Source organism: Aquicoccus sp., from assembly GCF_041686535.1.
Classification (GTDB): Bacteria; Pseudomonadota; Alphaproteobacteria; order Rhodobacterales; family Rhodobacteraceae; genus Aquicoccus.
Genome location: NZ_JAWLDS010000060.1, coordinates 1 through 19,250, shown reverse-complemented (window position 1 = coordinate 19,250; position 19,250 = coordinate 1). Strand labels below are relative to the sequence as shown.

20 protein-coding genes are annotated in these 19,250 nt (G+C 61.0%); 18 read left to right on the top strand and 2 right to left on the bottom strand.

The features are described from left to right. The coding region (locus ACESL9_RS12305) for an ImuA family protein (RefSeq protein ID WP_372674885.1) at positions 1–447 on the bottom strand (447 nt) is incomplete at its 3' end. Positions 448–487: 40 nt separating this feature from the next. After that, positions 488–1,162 (bottom strand): SOS response-associated peptidase, encoded by a 675-nt coding sequence (locus ACESL9_RS12300; RefSeq protein WP_372674884.1) that lies wholly within the window; start codon positions 1,160–1,162, stop codon positions 488–490. A 365-nt stretch (positions 1,163–1,527) separates the two neighbouring features. Between ACESL9_RS12300 and ACESL9_RS12295 the strand changes: the two genes are divergently transcribed. The 18 genes from ACESL9_RS12295 to ACESL9_RS12210 form a co-directional block, all read left to right on the top strand. Beyond that, positions 1,528–3,069, top strand: coding sequence for a benzoate-CoA ligase family protein (locus ACESL9_RS12295; protein WP_372610836.1), 1,542 nt, complete (start codon positions 1,528–1,530; stop codon positions 3,067–3,069). A 2-nt stretch (positions 3,070–3,071) separates the two neighbouring features. Continuing rightward, positions 3,072–3,860, top strand: a complete 789-nt coding sequence (locus ACESL9_RS12290) for an alpha/beta fold hydrolase (protein WP_372674883.1) — start codon at positions 3,072–3,074, stop codon at positions 3,858–3,860. Continuing rightward, on the top strand, positions 3,854–4,363 hold the full coding sequence (locus ACESL9_RS12285) for a DUF309 domain-containing protein (RefSeq protein WP_372674882.1): 510 nt from the start codon (positions 3,854–3,856) through the stop codon (positions 4,361–4,363). Before ACESL9_RS12290 ends, ACESL9_RS12285 begins: the two co-directional genes overlap by 7 nt. Before the next feature lie 108 nt (positions 4,364–4,471). Continuing rightward, positions 4,472–6,133, top strand: coding sequence for a 2,3-epoxybenzoyl-CoA dihydrolase (gene boxC, locus ACESL9_RS12280; RefSeq protein WP_372674880.1), 1,662 nt, complete (start codon positions 4,472–4,474; stop codon positions 6,131–6,133). Positions 6,134–6,223: 90 nt separating this feature from the next. Next, positions 6,224–7,675 carry a benzoyl-CoA 2,3-epoxidase subunit BoxB gene (gene boxB, locus ACESL9_RS12275; RefSeq protein ID WP_372610844.1) on the top strand — a complete coding sequence of 484 codons (1,452 nt, stop codon included), beginning with the start codon at positions 6,224–6,226 and terminating at the stop codon, positions 7,673–7,675. Between the two features lie 81 nt (positions 7,676–7,756). Continuing rightward, positions 7,757–7,939 (top strand): hypothetical protein, encoded by a 183-nt coding sequence (locus ACESL9_RS12270; protein WP_372610845.1) that lies wholly within the window; start codon positions 7,757–7,759, stop codon positions 7,937–7,939. Then, the gene (gene boxA, locus ACESL9_RS12265) at positions 7,936–9,117 is read left to right on the top strand and encodes a benzoyl-CoA 2,3-epoxidase subunit BoxA (RefSeq protein ID WP_372674879.1); all 1,182 of its coding nucleotides are present in this window, start codon (positions 7,936–7,938) and stop codon (positions 9,115–9,117) included. The genes ACESL9_RS12270 and boxA overlap by 4 nt, the downstream gene beginning before the upstream one ends. Before the next feature lie 2 nt (positions 9,118–9,119). Next, positions 9,120–9,563: an acyl-CoA thioesterase gene (locus ACESL9_RS12260; RefSeq protein WP_372610849.1), complete on the top strand. Its 444-nt coding sequence runs from the start codon at positions 9,120–9,122 to the stop codon at positions 9,561–9,563. A 92-nt stretch (positions 9,564–9,655) separates the two neighbouring features. Further along, on the top strand, positions 9,656–10,573 hold the full coding sequence (locus ACESL9_RS12255) for a helix-turn-helix transcriptional regulator (protein WP_372610850.1): 918 nt from the start codon (positions 9,656–9,658) through the stop codon (positions 10,571–10,573). A gap of 116 nt (positions 10,574–10,689) precedes the next feature. Then, complete coding sequence (locus ACESL9_RS12250) at positions 10,690–11,640, top strand: SPOR domain-containing protein (RefSeq protein WP_372610852.1); 951 nt, start codon at positions 10,690–10,692, stop codon at positions 11,638–11,640. Between the two features lie 12 nt (positions 11,641–11,652). Further along, the gene (locus tag ACESL9_RS12245; protein ID WP_372610854.1) at positions 11,653–12,822 is read left to right on the top strand and encodes a D-alanyl-D-alanine carboxypeptidase family protein; all 1,170 of its coding nucleotides are present in this window, start codon (positions 11,653–11,655) and stop codon (positions 12,820–12,822) included. Next, positions 12,819–13,445 (top strand): dTMP kinase, encoded by a 627-nt coding sequence (gene tmk / locus ACESL9_RS12240; RefSeq protein WP_372610856.1) that lies wholly within the window; start codon positions 12,819–12,821, stop codon positions 13,443–13,445. The genes ACESL9_RS12245 and tmk overlap by 4 nt, the downstream gene beginning before the upstream one ends. Continuing rightward, complete coding sequence (locus ACESL9_RS12235) at positions 13,442–14,599, top strand: DNA polymerase III subunit delta' (RefSeq protein ID WP_372674878.1); 1,158 nt, start codon at positions 13,442–13,444, stop codon at positions 14,597–14,599. Before tmk ends, ACESL9_RS12235 begins: the two co-directional genes overlap by 4 nt. Positions 14,600–14,619: 20 nt before the next feature. Further along, positions 14,620–15,426 (top strand): TatD family hydrolase, encoded by an 807-nt coding sequence (locus ACESL9_RS12230; RefSeq protein ID WP_372674877.1) that lies wholly within the window; start codon positions 14,620–14,622, stop codon positions 15,424–15,426. Then, positions 15,426–16,223, top strand: a complete 798-nt coding sequence (locus ACESL9_RS12225) for an MBL fold metallo-hydrolase (protein WP_372610862.1) — start codon at positions 15,426–15,428, stop codon at positions 16,221–16,223. Before ACESL9_RS12230 ends, ACESL9_RS12225 begins: the two co-directional genes overlap by 1 nt. Positions 16,224–16,291: 68 nt before the next feature. Beyond that, a complete protein-coding gene (locus ACESL9_RS12220; protein ID WP_372610864.1) occupies positions 16,292–17,221 on the top strand; it encodes an AEC family transporter in 930 nt (309 codons plus the stop codon). A 101-nt stretch (positions 17,222–17,322) separates the two neighbouring features. Further along, positions 17,323–18,045 carry an ABC transporter ATP-binding protein gene (locus tag ACESL9_RS12215; RefSeq protein ID WP_372610866.1) on the top strand — a complete coding sequence of 241 codons (723 nt, stop codon included), beginning with the start codon at positions 17,323–17,325 and terminating at the stop codon, positions 18,043–18,045. Next, a partial coding sequence (locus ACESL9_RS12210) for an ABC transporter permease (protein ID WP_372674876.1) occupies positions 18,042–19,250 on the top strand: 1,209 nt, incomplete at its 3' end. The genes ACESL9_RS12215 and ACESL9_RS12210, both read left to right, overlap by 4 nt.

Below are 19,250 nucleotides of genomic sequence, written 5' to 3'. Positions count from 1 at the left end.
GCTTCCCGTTGTTCCCTTTTTGTTCTTATTAAGGGACCAGTGATGCAGAGTCGAGTCATGGTCCGCGCCGGCAATCGGATCGCAATGCCAGCGCGTCTCTGCGGCGTTGCTGCCCTGGCCTTCGCGGATCAGCATCACCCCGGTGGTTTGGCCCGTCTCGGCCGCCAATTGAAGCCGCCGCCCCGCCGTGAGCGACAACTGACTCGAAGGCTCGGCGATCACCAGCCCAACAGCGGGGCTGCGCAGGGCTTCCTCGACCGTCCACAAAAGATCGATCTCGGTGATGGGACGGATGACGTGCAGACGTTGTCCTACACCCTCGGGCAAACCGCGCAGCATCGGCAGATGGCGCGCCCGTGGAGGCAGAATCCAGATCAGGGGACCGGCATGGTGCGCTGCCTGGAACAGTGCGAAGGCGTGGCGGCCGCGTCCTTCCACCTCATGCATCCGTGCCGGCCTCAAGCGGAACAATTGTTCTTGCACGAGCTCAGGCCGCATCTTCACGCACGCCTTCAGCCACGATCTTCAGCACACCATCCGGCAGCGGGTGCTGGAGCCCGAGCGCATCCTCGGTCGGAGCAGTCAGCCAGCGCTGCCATTCTTCAGGCTTGGTCAGGATGACCGGCATGGCCTTGGGATGGACGGGACGCACTTCGGCATTGGGCGAACAGGTGAGAAAGCCGAACAGGTCTGCCGTCACCTCGCCTTCCTTGAGCTTGCGCACAGAGGTCCATTCGGTGCGCAGCCCGGCGAAGAAAGCGAGCGGGCGGTCCTCGCCCAGTGCGAACCAGACCGGCGAATTGTGGAGGGCACCGGGACGGCCGTCGGGTTCGGCAAAGCTGGTGAAGGGCACAAGGCAGCGATGCGCGACCCCCAGCCAGCGCCGCCAATGGGGCGAGCCCAGATTACGGATATTGGTCACGCCCCTATCGGTGCGCTTGCCCTCCAGGGCCTTCGCGGGTGACGGCATGCCCCATCGCGCCATGGCCAGTTGCCAGCCTCCAGACGGCGCATGTCGGACGATCGGTGCCGAATAATCCGGATAGATGCCTGGCTGAGATGGCAGGTTGCCGGTCTGGTCATCCATTGCGCCGGTCAGAACCTCCTCGAAGAGGTGGCGCACCGCGTCCTGGCTCTTGGTCTGGGAGTAGAGGTTGCACATATGTGGTGCTTTCGACTGCATCATGGGTAAAGGCACGGGACATTACCAGAACAACCGTGATCTGAGAAGGGGCGTGCGCATGCTGCATTTGTTTTGGCGTCCATTTGTCCTGGTGCCGGGATGCCTCTCGTAGGCTGATTTCAGCGGCGTCGTGCATCGGGATTGCGCAAATTCACATTGAACAATGAAACCGGGGCAATCCGGCTTGCAGGCCGACACATTCTGCCTGTCGCCGCTCGGCGTGCGCATTATCTTGCACGCATCAAGGCGATGTGCATTATATAGCATAAGCGCGAGTCGCGGTGATGCGGCACCGTCCGGGAGGGGGACGGGACAGGCGGTCGGCAGGACAGGGAGGAAACCGGATGTCTGACAACCAGAATGCAGCAATCTATTTCGTTGATCGCAATATTGCCGAGGGGCGGGCCGACAAGCCCGTGTTCCGAGAGGCGGCGGGTGCGAAACGCGAAATAAGTTACGGCCGGCTTGCCGATAAGAGCGCGCGCTTTGCCGGTGCGTTGGGCAGGGCGGGCATCCGCCGTGAGGAGCGCATTCTTCTCCTGATGCTTGATACCAATGATTTGCCCGTGGCGTTCTGGGGGGCGATCCGGGCGGGGGTGGTGCCGATCCCGCTCAACACCTTGTTGGCGGCCTCGGTCTACGACGAGATTTTCCATGACAGCCGCGCCTCGGCGCTGTTCGTGTCGGCCGAACTTTACGAAACGATCAAACCCGCACTGCCCCTCAACCCGTTCATCCGGACTGTGGTCGTGGTGGGGGGCGATTCGCCCGAAGGCACGACCTCTTTCGAAGATTTCATGGAGGGTGCCGAGTCTTTGGCGCCGGTGGTGGCCTGTGAGGATGAAATCGCCTTCTGGCTCTACTCCAGTGGCTCGACCGGGCGGCCCAAGGGGGTCAAGCATGTGCATGGGGCGCTCAGGGCCACGTCGGACAGCTATGGCGCGCAGGTCTTGCAGATACGTGAGGATGACGTGGTGTTCTCGGCGGCGAAGATCTTCTTTGCCTATGGGCTGGGCAACGCGATGACATTCCCGATGTCGGTGGGGGCGACGACGATCCTGTTCAGCGGGCGACCGACGCCCGAGTCGGTGTCGGCCATTCTGCGAGACGAGCAGCCGACGGTGTTTTGCGGGGTGCCGACGCTCTATGCTGCGCTGCTGCATCATTGGGAGTCGGGTGGAACATGCCCCGATGCGCCGTTGCGCACCTCGATTTCCGCCGGTGAGGCACTTCCGGCCGAGATCGGGCGGAAATGGCAGGCGATGTGCGGGACCGACATCATGGACGGCGTGGGATCGACCGAGATGCTGCACATCTTTCTGTCGAACAAGCCCGGGGATATCGAATACGGTACCTCGGGGACGGCGGTGCCGGGATACGATGTGAGGCTCGTCGATGAGGCGGGTGAAGAGGTCGGCTCTCGCGAGGTGGGCGAGCTTCTGGTGCGGGGCGCCTCAGCAGCGGAAGGATACTGGAACCAGCGCGGCAAGAGCCGGGCGACCTTCGAGGGGGAATGGACCCGCACCGGCGACAAGTACGAGCGCAACGAGGCGGGACGTTTCATTTACTGTGGCCGCACAGATGACATGTTCAAGGTTTCGGGCATCTGGGTCAGCCCGTTCGAGGTGGAACAGGCGCTGATGTCGCATCCCAAGGTTCTGGAAGCGGCAGTGGTTGCATGGCGCGACGAGGAGGAACTGGAAAAGCCCAAGGCCTTTGTCGTGCTGAAGGGCGGGACGGATGAGGCGGTTCTGTCGGAGTTGAAAGAATTCGTCAAGGAGCGGATCGGCAAATGGAAATATCCCCGCTGGGTTGAGGTGGTGGACGAGTTGCCGAAGACCCCGACGGGCAAGATCCAGCGGTTCAAGTTGCGCAAGGACGCATGACGATGCTTGCCCGCGGGGAAGGTGCCGGGTCCATCGAGGTCGATGGTTGTCGGTTGGAATACCGGATGATCGGCCCGGGTGATGGCCCCGTGATCGTGCTGCTGCACGAGGGGCTGGGCTGTGTCGCGTTGTGGCGGGATTTCCCGGAGCGGCTGGCGGCGGCAACGGCGCTGGGGGTCTTGGCCTATTCGCGGGCTGGATACGGGCAGTCGGACGGTGTGCCGCTGCCCCGACCGCTGGATTACATGACGCGCGAAGCCTTTGAGGTGTTGCCGCGGGTTCTGGACGCGGTGGGCGCGGAACGGGTCGTCCTGATGGGGCATAGCGACGGGGCGACGATCGCGGCGATTCACGCGGGGAAAGTGGGGGATTCGCGGGTGAAGGGCGTGATCCTGATGGCGCCGCATTTCTTTACCGAGCCGGTGGGCCTTGTCGCCATTGCCGAGGCCAAGTGCGCCTATGATGCGGGCGGTTTGCGCCAGCGGATGGCGAAATATCACCGTGACCCGGACAATGCCTTTCGTGGTTGGAACGATGCGTGGCTGGCCGCGGGGTTTCGAGACTGGAATGTGGCCGATGCGATCGACGGTATCGGTGTGCCGATCCTCGCTGTTCAGGGTGAGGGGGACGAATATGGTACATTGGCGCAGATCGAGGAGATCGAGAAGCGAGCGCGCGTCCCATTGGATCGGTTGATCCTGCCCGATTGCGGGCATGCGCCGCAATTCGACCAAGCGGAGGTGGTTCTGGCGGCAATGGGTGAGTTCCTGTCGCGGCGGGTCGGATGGTGAAGCTGGTGGCAGATATCGCGCTACCGGACCGGGCCTATGTTCCGGGGCAGGGACCGCGACATCCCGAAGGGGCGTTCGACCGTCTGCGCGCGACGGCGCGGCCGGGGATGAGCGCCAAAGCGCTGGCCGGGTCGGATGCGTGGCGCGGCGGCCTCTGGTTCCTGGCAAATGGGTACTTCTGGGAGGCGCATGAGGTGATCGAGCCGGTCTGGATGGCGTTGCCTCCCAATTCGGCTGAGCGGCGTATGGCACAGGCGGTGATCCAGTTGGCCAACGGGGCATTGAAGCTGAGGATGGGGTGGCCGGCTGCGGCCGCGCGGCTGGCCGATCAGGTCGAGGCGTTGTGCGATGAAACCGCGGGGCCGGTGATGGGCATTCTTGGCGCGGAAATGCGCGCGGCGGCGATGGCCTTGCGTGATGAACAGGGTGATGGCGATTCGAGGGTGTGCAATATCATGCATAAATCATGTGCGCGATTTTCCAGATTTATACGGGAAGTATAAAGAAAACATACACTTGTATTTGGCATTATTTTGCACTGGCAAGTTTACAGTCGTTGACTTTGGAATTATGATGCGATGACAGGGAGGCCCCGAAAGGGGTGAGTGCGAATGACCGAGAAGATGATCGACTTTCAGACCGACCCGTCGAAATACCGCCATTGGCGGGTGGAGTATGACGGACCCGTTGCCAACCTCTACATGGATGTGGACGAGGATGGGGGGCTCTTCGAAGGTTATCAGCTCAAGCTCAATTCCTATGACCTGGGCGTGGATATCGAATTGAGCGATATCGTGCAGCGGATGCGTTTCGAGCACCCCGAGGTCAAGGTTGTGGTGATGCGGTCGGGCAAGGACAACGTGTTCTGCGCCGGGGCAAATATCCGTATGCTGGGCGGGGCGGCACATTCCCACAAGGTGAATTTCTGCAAGTTCACCAACGAGACCCGCAACACCTATGAGGCGGCCGAGGCCGATAGCGGGCAGAAATACATTGCTGCCATCAAGGGGTCGTGCGCCGGGGGCGGATACGAGTTGGCACTGGCCTGCAACTACATCATGCTCACCGATGACAGCACGTCGAACGTTGCGCTGCCCGAGGTGCCGCTTCTGGCGGTGTTGCCGGGCACCGGCGGCTTGACGCGGGTGACGGACAAGCGGCAGATGCGACGGGACCGGGCCGATGTGTTCTGTGCCATGGAAGAGGGTATCCGAGGCAAGCGTGCCAAGGAATGGAAGCTGGTTGACGAAGTGGTGCCGAATTCGCGTTTTGACGAGACGGTGACCGAGCGGGCGCGCGAATTCGCCGCCTCATCGTTCCGGCCGGATGATGCGAAGGGGATCGAACTGACCCCGCTCAAGCGTGAGATCGGGGCGGATGCGTTGACCTATTCGGCTGTCGAGGTCGAACTTGACCGAAAGGGGCGCAAGGCCACGATCACGGTGAATGGGCCGGAGGGTGGCGCGCCAGCGGATATGGAGGCTTTCATCGCGCAGGGGGCCGAGGCGTGGATGCTGCGCGCGGCACGCGAGTTGGAGGATGCGATCCTGCACCTGCGCCTCAACGAGATGGAGTTGGGCCTTTGGGTGATCCGCACCCAAGGCGATCCTGCGCAGGTCATGGCGCATGAGGCATTGCTGCGGGACAATCGCGATCACTGGCTGGCCAACGAGGTTCTGCAACTGTGGAAGAGGGTGTTGAAGCGGGTCGACGTGACCTCGCGCAGCCTTGTTGCGCTTGTCGAGCACGGATCGTGTTTCGCGGGGGTTCTTGCCGAGATTCTTTTCGCGGTCGATCGGTCCTACATGATGGAGGACGAGTTCGAGGGCGACAATCGCCCGATGGCGACGGTGACGCTCTCGCAGAGCAATTTCGGACAATATCCGATGGGCAATGAACTGAGCCGGCTCGCGACGCGGTTTATCGGCGACGAGGCGTCAGTCGAGGCGGCTCGCGCCCAGATCGGTGAAGCCCTGGAGGCCGAAGTGGCGGACGAGCTGGGGTTGGTGACCTATATTCTCGACGATATCGACTGGGAGGACGAGATCCGCATCTTCATGGAGGAGCGTGCGAGCTTTAGCCCCGACGCCATGACGGGAATGGAGGCGAATCTGCGTTTTGCCGGGCCAGAGACGATGGAGACGCGCATCTTTGGCCGTCTGACCGCGTGGCAGAACTGGATTTTCAACCGCCCGAACGCGGTCGGTCCGGACGGGGCCTTGCAGCGGTATGGCAGCGGTGTGCGCGGTGGCTTCAACATGGAGCGTGTGTGATGGAGGGCGGGCCGGGCTGAGCCCTGACCCGATGCAAATCCGGGCGTGGGGCATATTCATCCCGCCAACCCGGCGACAAGGAGGAATGATATGCTCGACGTGATCAATGTGAGTTACGACACCCAGATCCCCAACAATGTGGGGCTGAGTTCGGACAAGAAGGTGCTCAAGGCGCTTGAGAAATGGCACCCGGGCTATATCGACTGGTGGAACAAGCTCATCCCCCAGAATTTCCAGGAATCGCTGGTCTATCTACGCACCGCCGTTTCGGTCGATCCCAAGGGTTGGGCCAAGTTCGACTATGTGAAGATGCCGGAATACCGCTGGGGCGTTCTGCTGGCGCCGCAGGTCGAAGATCGTCGTATCCCGTGCGGCGAACATGCGGGTCAGCCGGCGTGGCAGGAGGTGCCGGGCGAGTATCGCAACATGCTCAAGCGGCTGATCGTGATCCAGGGCGATACCGAGCCCGCATCGGTTGAGCAACAACGCCTGCTGGCGCTGACGGCGCCGTCGCTTTACGACATGCGCAACCTTTTCCAGGTGAATGTCGAGGAGGGCCGTCACCTCTGGGCGATGGTCTACCTGCTACACAAGTATTTCGGTCGTGATGGCCGGGAAGAGGCCGATGATCTGTTGCGGCGCCAGTCGGGCAGTGAAGAGGCGCCGCGGATGCTTGGCGCGTTTAACGAGGAAACGCCTGATTGGCTGTCATTCTTCATGTTCACCTATTTCACCGACCGCGATGGCAAGATGCAATTGGAGTCGCTGGCGCAATCGGGTTTTGACCCGCTGTCGCGCACCTGCCGCTTCATGCTGACCGAAGAAGCGCACCACATGTTCGTGGGAGAGACCGGCGTGGGCCGGACGATTCAGCGCACCTGCGAGGTGATGAAGGAAAACGGGATTGACGATCCCTATGACACCGACCGCATTCGCGCGTTGGGTGTGATTGATTTGCCGTTGATCCAGAAGAAGCTGAACCTGCATTACACGCTTTCGCTTGATCTTTTCGGACAGGAGGTTTCGACCAACGCGGCCAACGCGTTCAATGCGGGGATCAAGGGACGCTATCAGGAAAACCGGCTGACCGATGATCACAAGCTGACCGGCGACACCTATACGGTGTGGGATATCGTCGATGGCAAGGTGGTGCAGAAAGAGGTGCCCGCCCTGACCGCGATCAACATGCGGCTGCGCGATGACTATACCCGCGACGCGGCGGGTGGCGTGGGCCGCTGGAACAAGATCATCGAGAAGGCCGGGATCGATTTCCAGCTGAAGCTGCCGCACGAGGCATTCCATCGCAAGATTGGCGTCTTCGCTGACAAGCTGATCGATCCGGAAGGCCGGTTCATCACGGGCGCCGAATATGATGAGGGCATGAAGAAATGGCTGCCCAGTCATGCCGATGGTGATTACATCCAGTCCCTGATGAAGCCGGTTTATGAACCGGGCAAATACGCCAGTTGGATCGCGCCGCCCAAGGTCGGGATCGACAACAAACCGGGCGATTTCGAATATGTGAAACTGCACATGGCATGACCCATGGCTTGATCTGACGCAAGGCAGCATGAGCCGGGGCATGGCAAATGCGTCCCGGCAGCGATGAAAAGGAGACGGGGCATGACCATCAGCATCACCAGAAGCAAGGCCGAAACCGAACGTTGCAGGGCTTTGGCGGCCAAGGTGACCCAACTGGGCACTCCTTGCGTCGGTTGCAAGAATTGCCGCGGGCTTTGCAGGGAGCTTATCGAGATGATGACTTTGCCCGAACTGATCCTGAAGAGCACGCGCGAGTCGGCATGAATACACCCGTCAAACAGCATCTCATCGACCCGGAAATCTGTATTCGCTGCTATACCTGCGAGATGACCTGTCCGATCGAGGCGATCACCCATGATGACATGAATGTCGTGGTGGATGCGGACAAGTGCAATTTCTGTATGGACTGCATTCCGGTCTGTCCTACCGGTTCGATCGACGAATGGCGGGTGGTGAACACGCCCTATTCGCTGGAGGAACAGTTCGGCTGGTCCGAATTGCCGCCACAGGAGGATCTGGGCGAGGCCGAAACCGGGATGGAGGCCCTTGACGAGGCGATGGCCGCACTTCTGGCCGAAGCGCATGCCGGTGCGGGGGGCAAGGCGGTGGCGCCGAAATCGGCGGCCAGGCCCGCGATCAACCTTTATACACTGGCACAACCGGCCGTGGCGAAGGTGCAGGGCAATTACCGGCTGACCGATGACCCGGAGCACGATGTGCGCCATATCATCCTCGATATGGGGGGACTGCCTTTTCCAGTGCTGGAGGGGCAGAGCGTGGGTGTCGTCCCGCCGGGTGAGGACGAGAACGGCAAGCCGCATCTGCCACGACTTTATTCCGTTTCGAGCCCGCGCGACGGCGAGCGACCGAATTACAACAATATTTCGCTGACTGTGAAGCGGGAGCCGGATGGGCTGTGTTCGAATTTCCTATGTGATCTCGAGAAGGGGGCCGAGCTGAACTTGACCGGGCCGTTCGGGGCGACCTTCCTGTTGCCCGACGATGCCGAGGCGCGGCTTCTGCTGATCTGCACCGGCACTGGAAGCGCGCCGATGCGGGCCTTCACCATGCGCCGTCAACGTGTGGTTGGCGGCAAGTCGGGCGGGATGCTGATGTTTTTCGGAGCCCGTAATCCCGAAAGCCTGCCCTATTTCGGACCGCTCAAGAAGGTGCCGGAAAACCTGCTCAAGCAGGAACTAGTTTATTCCCGCCTGGATGGGCAGGCCAAGGAATACGTGCAAGATCGGATGATGGCTCGCGAAGAAGCGGTTGCCGAGATGTTGACGGACCCTGCCACGCATATCTACATATGCGGCCTGAAGGGGATGGAGGATGGTGTCGAACACGCGCTGACCAATATCGCTGAGAGCATTGGACAACCTTGGGCCATCCTGCGTGACGTGATGCGCAGTGAAGGGCGCTATCACGTGGAAACCTACTAAGCATGAAAACGAAATCGGGCCTGCCGCCCTTTGAACACGAAATCCGCGTCGCATGGGGTGACTGCGATCCGGCGCGCATCGCTTACACGGGCCGCATCCCGAACTGGGCGCTGGACGCGATCAATGCCTGGTGGGAGCATCACCTCGATGGCGATGGGTGGTTCCAGATGGAACTGGACCGTGGTTATGGCACACCGTTCGTGCATATGAGCCTGGATTTCCGGCATGTGATCACGCCGCGCCACAGACTGATCTGCAAGGTCGCGCCGACCCGGCTCGGCACCAAGTCGATCGAGTTTCGTGTCGAGGGATATCAGGATGGCAAACTCTGCTTCGAAGGCCGGTTCGTCTGTGTTTTTATCGTCGCGAAGGAGTTCACGTCGCGCGCAGCACCGCCAGAAATTCGTGCGGTTGTCGAACCTCTGTTGGTCGGGGGTCCGGAATAATAGTGCAGTACGCACCTTAATCGGAGGGTGTCAATTGATTTGAACCGGTCAAGCGGCTAGAGTTTATGCATTATTTTTCCTGTGAGTGGTGAATGACCGAGATCACCAATTTCAGGGGTGAGGTGGCAAAGCCCGACACCGACACCCTTGTGGACTGCGCGGCCGATGCATTGCTCAGGCGCGTCGGTGAGCGTGTGCGCCGAGCCCGCGAGCGCAAGGGTATTCCGCGCCGGGTGCTGTCGGAGAGGTCTGGGGTCTCGCCGCGCTATCTCGCACAGCTTGAGGCCGGAGCGGGAAATATTTCGATCGGCTTGCTACAGCGTGTTGCAACGGCGCTCGACCACCGTATCGAATGGCTGGTCGGCGAGGAGGATCCGTGGACCTCGGATGCGCTGCGGGTCGCGCGCTTGTTTCGGGTCGCGAATTCGGACGTACAGCAAGCGGTTCTCGAAAAGCTGAATACCACCGAAAGCATGACCAGCCGCGCCCAACGCGTTTGCCTTATCGGATTGCGGGGGGCGGGAAAATCCACATTGGGGCGGCTGGGTGGTGAGGCGCTGGGCGTTCCATTCGTCGAGTTGAACCGTGATATCGAGGATCACAGTGGCATGCCCATCGAAGAGGTGATGGCCTTCTATGGGCAGGATGGTTACCGCAATCTTGAAGCGCAGGCGGTGCGCCGCGTGATCGAAAAACACGATACGCTTATCCTTGCCGTGGCGGGGGGTATTGTTGCCGAACCGGAAACATTTGAGCTTCTTCTCAACCATTTTCACACGATCTGGATACGAACCTCGCCTGAGGAACATATGAGCCGGGTGCGTGAGCAAGGCGATGAACGCCCGATGGCAGGCAATGCCGAAGCAATGGAGCAACTCGAAGCGATCCTGTCGAGCCGAGAGCCGCTTTATGAAAAGGCAATAGCCCAGATCGAAACCTCCGGGCGCACGGTTGAGCAATCGGTTTCAGACCTCGTGACGGTGATCGAGCATCATGGATTTCTGCGCTGACTCGGGTGAAGGGAATTTCCGCCCAAGAGTAGGCGCATGCTTTCAATGACAGCGCGATCGGGTTACACTTCGACAGCTTTCCCAAGGCGGAATACGGCTGAAGGGATTTCACAGGCATGGCCAAAAACCCGGTCGAATCGGGGCAAGGGGCCGGAGCGGGCAGAGGAAACGGAATGGGTTTCGTGAGAATGAAGGGTGTCGGTCCGGATCGTGCCGGACGTATCGTATTTGCGTTCGGGTTAGTGATTGCATTGGCAGGTTGCGAGGACGGAGTCGACTTCAATCTGTTTCAGAAAACGGCCGATCAGGACGCGGCGACATCCGCTGACACCACTGACGAAGAAAGGCGAACTGTCGAGCGTGACGTAGAGGCGCCCGAGATTTTCGAGGTTACCGAAGCGGGGCTTTGGGATGGGCGACCGTCGCTGGGCGGTGTCTGGGTGGCGCATCCCGACGTCAAGGACCCTGAGCGGGTGATCATCCGCAATACCTCGAGCGACAAGTTCGTTGTCGGCGCTCTGTTCCGGCGCGAACGTGAAAACCCGGGTCCGCGGTTGCAGGTGTCCTCGGATGCCGCCGAGGCGCTTGGTATGCTGGCGGGGCAACCTGAGGAACTCAACGTGACAGCCCTGCGTCGCGACGAAACGGAGCAGGACTCCGAGGTCGAAGAAGAATCCGAGGTTGACGAGGAAGCGGCGCTCAGTGCACCTGATGACGTTGAGACGCAAGCGCTCGATCCAGTCGCCGAAGACGCTGCGGCTGCGATTGCGTCAGCCGAGGAGGCGGACGATGACAAGCCGGTCGCGTCTGAACCGGAGCCCAGAACCTCAGACCTGGATAAACCTTTCATCCAGCTCGGTATATTCAGCGTTGAGAAAAATGCCGAAAACACTGCCGTTGCGATGCGCCAATCGGGTATGGTGCCCACGGTGAAAGAGCAGCAACTTCAGGGCAAGACGTTCTGGCGGGTCCTTGTTGGCCCGGCGACAAACAGTTCGGAACGCGAGGAACTGTTGAAGAAGATCAAGGCGGCGGGCTTTTCCGACGCATATTTTGTAGACAACTGATCTGAGGCGCCAATGTCACGTGCTCTTTTCAACCCTATCGCCTGGTTTTTCGCGGCCTTTGTCATCGCTTCGCCCGCCGCCGCGTTCGACACGCGCGCAGAGGCCGCGTTCGTGATGGACCACAAGAGCGGTACGGTTTTGTTTTCGAAGAATGCGGATGTGCCGCTTCCCCCGGCGTCGATGAGCAAACTGATGACGCTTTACGTGGCCTTCGAGGCGATACGTGATGGTCGTCTGTCACTCGACGAACGCCTGCCCGTATCGCGCCATGCGATGAGTTACGGTGGTTCTACGATGTTTCTTGACACCACTGACCGCGTGAGCGTTGAGGACCTGTTGCGCGGGATCATCGTCTTGTCAGGCAACGATGCCTGCGCGGTCATTGCCGAGGCCCTTAGCCCGGATGGTACCGAGGCGGGGTTCGCGAATTTCATGACCCAGCGCGCACAGCAGCTCGGGATGACGAATTCGACATTCAAGAATTCCAATGGCTGGCCCGCTGACGGGCATCGTATGAGCATGCGTGATCTTGCGCTGATTTCAAACCGGATCATCACCGACTTTCCAGAGTTCTACAAAATGTTTGCGGAACGCGAATTCGCCTTTGACAACCGTTCGCCGCAGAATGTTGGCAACAGGAACCCATTACTTGGGCTGGGAATCGGGGCCGACGGCCTGAAGACCGGGCATACGGAGGAGGCGGGTTATAGTCTTGCAGGATCGGCAATGCAGGGAGATCGGCGGGTGGTTTTTGTGATTTCCGGACTGGAGACCGCCGCTGAGCGCGCCGAAGAGGCTGAGGCCATCGTCAACTGGGCATTGCGGCAATTCACCGAGCGACAGGTGCTCAGGGCAGGTGAGGTATTGGCGGAGGCCGATGTATGGATGGGCGATGCGTCCAGCGTGGGGCTGGCTGCACAAGATGACTTCACCACGCTTCTGCCGGTCATGATTGGAAAAACGGTTCCGTCGGAGATCGTCTATGATGGTCCCTTTCGTGCACCGATCGAAAAGGGCCAGGAACTGGCTCAACTGATCATCCGGCCCGACGGGCTCGAAGAGACGCGCGTGCCGCTGGTCGCCGATCGCGATGTATCTCGGGGTGGATTCATGGTCCGCATGAAAACGGTGTCCGGGATCCTGTTCGATCGCTTGACCAAGGGGCCTGAGGGCGCGTCTTGAGTGACGGCGGCAAGTTTATAACACTGGAAGGGATCGACGGCTCGGGCAAGTCGACGCAGGCGCGTCATCTGGCCGACCGGTTGCGTGTGGAGGGATTTGACGTCGTCCTGACGCGTGAGCCGGGTGGATCGCGGGGAGCCGAGGAGATACGTGCGCTTGTGCTTGAAGGCGATCCGGACAGGTGGTCTGCGGAAACCGAGATCCTGCTGTTTACCGCGGCGCGGCGTGATCATCTTGAACGTACCATCTGGCCTGCGCTGGAGGCTGGGAAGGTGGTGATCTGTGACCGCTTCGTCGATAGCACGCGGATGTATCAGGGGCTGAGTCGTGGCGATCTGCGTGCACAGGTTGATGCGCTGCACAAGCTGATGATCGGGGTCGAGGCTGACCTTACGCTCTTGTTCGACATGGAGCCGGGCCTTGGCCACGCGCGCGCCAAGGCGCGCAATACCGCCGAGGACCGTTTCGAGGATTTTGGTGAAGGCTTGCAGGCGCAGATGCGGCAGGGCTTTCTCGAACTGGCATTTGAATTTCCAGACCGTTTCCGGGTCCTCGATGCAGGTCGGGACATCGAAGCGGTGGCTCGGGATGTCGGTCGGATTGTTCTGGAGCATCTGCGATGACGAACAGTTCCGAGTTCGTTGAGCCGGACCGGATCGAAGGCGCGCCCCATCCGCGCGAGGCGGCGCGTATCATCGGACAGGACGGCGCTGTGTCCGGGTTCCTTGATGCCTACAACTCGGGACGCTTGCATCATGCATGGCTACTGACCGGCCCGCGCGGCGTGGGCAAGGCGACTTTGGCATGGGCGCTGGCCAAGTTTCTTTTGGCCACGCCCGAGGATGAAGGGCCTGGTCTTTTCGGCGATCCGGAACCGGCGCCTGACCGTATCGACATCGACCCTGATCACCCTGTTGTGCGCAGGATCATGGCAGGTTCAGAGCCGGGGCTCAAACTCATCCGGCGCGGGGGCGCGGGAGCAAATGAGCGCGAGCGCGAAAAGGCATGGAGCGAGGGACGGTTTTCCCAGGAAATTCGTATTCACGAGATCCGCGAGTTGTCACGGTTTGCGCATCTGAGCGCGACCGAGGGCGGGCGCCGTGTTGTGATCGTGGATTCCGCCGACGACATGAACACGCAGGCCGCGAACGGGCTGTTGAAGCTGTTGGAAGAACCGCCTGCGCGAACCATGTTCTTCCTCGTTTCGCATCAACCCTCGCGGCTCTTGCCGACGATCCGGTCGCGATGCCGTGAATTGCGGCTTTCGCCGCTGGGCGGCGAGGATATGCGCATCGCGTTGGAACAGGTGTTGACGGATGGTCCGGAAATGAGCGATGCGCTGGTCGCACTTTCGGCGGGATCGGTCGGCGAGGCAGTAAGACTCCTGAAACTGGACGGACCGGGAAACTATGCGGCGCTGATCGATCTTTTTGCGGAGTTGCCGCGCATGAACAGGGCGCATGCGCTGCGCATTGCCGAAGGCGTGGCGGTCAGGGGAGAAGAAACAAGGCTCGACCTTTTGACCGGGTTGATCGAGCTTTTCCTGGCGCGCCTCGCGAAGACCGGGGCAATTGGGAAAGCGCCGATGCCCGAAGCTGCACCGGGGGAGGCCGATTTGATGAAACGGCTGGCACCGGATATGCGCAAGGCGCGAGAATGGGCCGAGTTGGCCGACGCGCTGGGGGTGCGACTGCGGCATGGACGGGCCGTCAATCTTGACCCTGCTGCACTGATCCTTGATACGGTCTTCAGGATTCAAGAAACCGGCGGGCGCTAGACCCGGAAAAGGGGCAGGTCATGACCGAGCAAGCGCAGATCACAGACAGCCATTGCCACCTTGATTTCCCGGATTTCGAAGGGGAATTGGACGGGATATTGGCGCGGGCCGCGCGAGCGGGGGTACACCGGATGGTGACCATCTGCACGCGGCTGCGCAATGAACCAGCGGTGCGCGCCATCGCCGAGGCCCATGCGCCGGTTTTCTATGCTGCAGGCACTCATCCGATGAGTGCGGCTGAGGAACCGATGGTGACGGTTGATGATCTGCTCGCATTGGCGGAGCATCCCAAATTCGTGGGGATCGGCGAGAGCGGTCTGGATTATTATTACACCTCCGAAAGTGCGGATGTGCAGAAGCAGAGCCTTCGGGTACACATCACCGCGGCGCGGGAAACCGGGCTGCCGTTGATCATCCATGCGCGCGCAGCTGATGATGACATGGCGCGAATCCTGAGTGAGGAATACCGCAACGGCGGCTATTCCTGTGTGATGCATTGTTTCTCGTCGGGGCCGGAGCTGGCCCGTGTGGCGCTTGATCTGGGGTTTTATCTCTCGATGTCGGGGATTGCGGCCTTTCCGAAAAGTGGTGAATTGCGCGAAATCTTCGCCGCGGCGCCGGTCGAGCGCGTGCTGGTCGAGACCGATGCACCCTACCTGGCGCCGCCACCCCATCGTGGCAAACGCAATGAACCCGCGTTCACGGCCCATACGGCGCGCGTTGGGGCCGAGGTTTTCGGCATGGATTATGCCGCCTTTGCCGCCCAGACCGAGGCGAATTTCGAGCGGTTGTTCGTCAAGACCGTGCAACAGGAGGTCGCCCGTTAATGGCCGAGATGCGGTTTACCATTCTGGGGTGTGGCTCGTCGGGCGGCGTGCCGCGTTTGGGCGGGCATTGGGGCGCGTGCGACCCGGCCAATCCGAGGAACCAACGCCGCCGTTGTTCCATGCTGGTGGAGCGGATCGACGGAAGCGGCATCACTCGGGTACTTGTCGATACATCGCCTGATCTGCGTCAGCAATTGCTGGATGCGGGTGTGGGCGAGCTTGATGGGGTCATCTGGACCCATAGCCATGCCGACCATGTGCATGGGCTCGATGATCTGAGGATGATCGTTTTCAACATGCGGCGCCGCTTGCCTGCCTGGGCCGATGGCGACACGCAGAACGATTTGTTTTCGCGTTTCGGCTATGCCTTTGTGCAGCCCGAGGACAGCCCCTACCCGCCGATCCTCGACATGCACACGATCAAGGGGGATGTGGTGATCGAAGGCGCGGGCGGTGCGGTGACGCTCAGGCCGTTCAGGGTGGGTCACGGGTCGATTGATGCGCTGGGGTTCCGCATTGGAGGGCTGGCCTACCTGCCCGATGTGGCGCAGATGACGGATGAAGCCTGGGGCGCGGTCGAGGGGCTGGAGTGCTGGATTCTGGACGCATTGCGGCGCACACCACATCCAACCCATTCGCATCTGGAGCAATCGCTGGACTGGATTGCGCGGGCGGCACCCAAGCGCGCGGTGTTGACCAACATGCATATTGACCTCGATTACGCGACGCTCGCGGCGGAGACGCCCGAGCATATCACCCCGGCTTATGACGGGATGGTACTGAGCTTTCCGGCATGAGCGCGCGGAAGCGCCCCTTGCCGGATTGTTGTATGCCGGTCGCGGGCAGGCAGCTGGGCATTTGACCGATGCAGGCGCTTCTTGATGTCATCCTGCCGGTCTTTCTGGTCATCGGCTTTGGTTATGCCGCCGTCTGGCGGGGGTTCCTGAGCGGGGCCGATATTGACGGGCTGATGCGGTTCTCGCAGAATTTCGTGTTCCCGGCTCTCCTGTTTCAAGCGATTGCGCGGCTCGATCTGGGCGAGACCTTCGATACGGGCCTGTTGGTGAGTTTCTATACCGGATCGACGGCAAGTTTCCTGTTTTGCCTATTGGGCGCACGGCTCCTGTTCCGGCGCGATTGGGAAGATGCGGTCGCCATCGGGTTTGCCGGGCTTTTCGCCAACTCGTTGATGCTGGGATTGCCAATCACCGAACGCGCATTTGGCGCGGATTCCCTGGGGCCGAACTATGCAATTGTCGCCGTGCACTCTCCCTTCTGCTATGGGCTTGGGATCACCGCGATGGAGATCGCGCGGGCGCGGGGGCAGTCGCTGACCCGGCTGCCGGGAACGGTGTTGCGGGCAATGTTTCGCAATGCGCTGGTGATCGGGATCGGGCTGGGTTTTATCGTTAACATCTTGTCGGTGCCGATGCCCGTGGCCGCGATGGATGCGATCGAGCTTTTGACGCGGGCGGCGCTTCCGGTCGCACTGTTCGGGATGGGCGGCGTCATGGTACGCTATCGCCCGCGCGGAGACGTCAAGGTGATCGTCTATGTCTGCCTGTCTGCTCTCGCGCTGCATCCGGCGGTGGTCTGGATCATGGGCCGGTGGTTTGACCTTGGACAAGAGGCATTCCGTTCGGCGGTTCTGACCGCATCGATGGCGCCCGGGATCAACATCTATGTCTTCGCTTCACTCTATGGCCGTGCGCAGAAGGTGGCGGCATCAAGCGTCCTTGTCGGCACGGCATTGTCGATCCTGACGGTCTGGCTGTGGTTGGGGGCGCTGCCTTGAACGGTCTGACTTGATCCGGCGCAAGGACGGGCGTCGCGTTTGCTTATAGAGGGTGAGGACGTCATGATTGGCATGATGCAGGAAGGCCCGGGCCGGTTGCCATGGATCAGAAGCAAGATTTCGTTGCCGCGTTTACTGTACGGGGGCTGACCAAGACCTACGGCGAGGGTGCGGCGGCGGTCCATGCGCTGCGCGGGGTTGATCTGGATCTGCCCAAGGGCGAGATCGTGGTGCTGCTGGGGCCGTCGGGCAGCGGGAAATCGACCCTCCTGAATATTCTTGGAGGGCTCGACAGCGCGACGAGCGGTACCGCGCGTTTCGAGGGGCAGGACCTGACCACAATGGGTGAGGCGGAACTGACACGCTATCGTCGTGACCATATCGGGTTTGTGTTTCAGTCCTACAACCTGATGCCCAGCCTGACCGCGCTTGAGAATGTCGAACTTGTCACCGAAATCGCAGCAGACCCCATGGACCCGGCCGAGGCCCTGGCGCTGGTCGGCCTGAAAGAGCGGGTGCATCATTTTCCAGCGCAGCTTTCAGGCGGCGAGCAGCAGCGGGTGGCGATTGCCCGCGCCGTGGCCAAGCGCCCGACGGTCCTGTTTTGTGACGAGCCGACCGGGGCGCTGGACAGCACCACGGGGCGGACGGTCTTGCAGGTGTTGAAGGATGTGAACGAGACGTTGGGAGCCACGGTCCTGATCGTGACCCATGCGGCGGCGACGGCGCAGATGGCCGACCGTGTGCTGCATTTTGCGGATGGCGCGATTCGCGAGGAGATTTTGAACGAAAGCAAATTGATGCCCGAGGAGATCGAGTGGTGAGCTCGCTTGACCGCAAGCTGTTGCGCGATCTTGTGCGGATGAAGGGGCAAGCGGCGGCGATTTCGGTTGTGATTGGCCTGGGTGTGCTTTTGCAGGTGATGATGGGTGGCTTGGTCAACACCCTCGATGAGACTCGCGCGACCTATTACGACCGTTATCGGCTGGCTGACGTGTTTGCCCCCGTGGTGCGTGCACCGAACCATGTCCTTGCGCGCATCGCGGAGATCCCCGGGGTCGCGAACGTCGAGGCGCGGGTTTCGGGCAATGCGCTTGTCGATCTGGAGGAAAATGCCCTGCCGGTGCGGGCTCGGGTGGTTTCAATTCCCGATACGGGCGGTCCAAGGCTGAACGATGTCTATCTGGTGCAGGGGCGTCTGCCGAGCCCGGGGCATGGTGATGAGATCGTGTTGTTGGCCGGGTTCGCGAAAGCGCGCGACCTGGTGCCGGGTGACCGTATCGAGGCGACGATGAACGGATCAAAGCGCCTGTTTCGGGTCGTGGGTTTGGTCGAGTCGCCCGAGTTTCTTTACACGACCGCGCCTGGCGAACTGGTGCCAGACGACGCGCGCTTTGCGGTGATCTGGATGCGGCGCGCGGCGCTCTCGGCGGCGTATGACATGAACGGAGCTTTCAACGAGGCTTTGGTGGGATTGAGCAGGGGGGCCAGTGCCGGTGGAGTCAAGGCGGCGCTGGATCGGCTTCTCGATGCCTATGGAGCCGCCGGGGCCTATGGTCTCGACACACAGGCGTCGAACCGGTTCGTGAGCGAGGAAATCAAGGGGTTGCGGGTGACATCCGCCGTTGTGCCGCCGATCTTTCTCGCCGTGGCGGCATTCCTGCTATATATCGTGATATCGCGCATGGTTCAGGCCGAACGCGAGCAGATTGGCCTGCTGAAAGCGTTTGGCTATTCCAGCATGGAAGTCGGGTTGCACTATCTCAAGTTCGTGGTGGTCATTGCACTTGTCGGCGCATGCCTTGGGGCCTTGGGGGGAATCGTGTCAGGGCGCGCGCTAGCCGTTTTCTATCAGAGCTATTTCAAGTTCCCTTTCCTGGTATTCCAACTCGACAAGAGCAGCTTCGCGATCGGGTTTCTGGTCTCGATCCTTGCGGCGTCCGGCGGTAGCCTGTTCGTCTTGCGTGGAGTTTTCGGATTGACCCCGGCCGTTGCCATGCGCCCGCCGGCGCCCGCCGATTATTCGGGC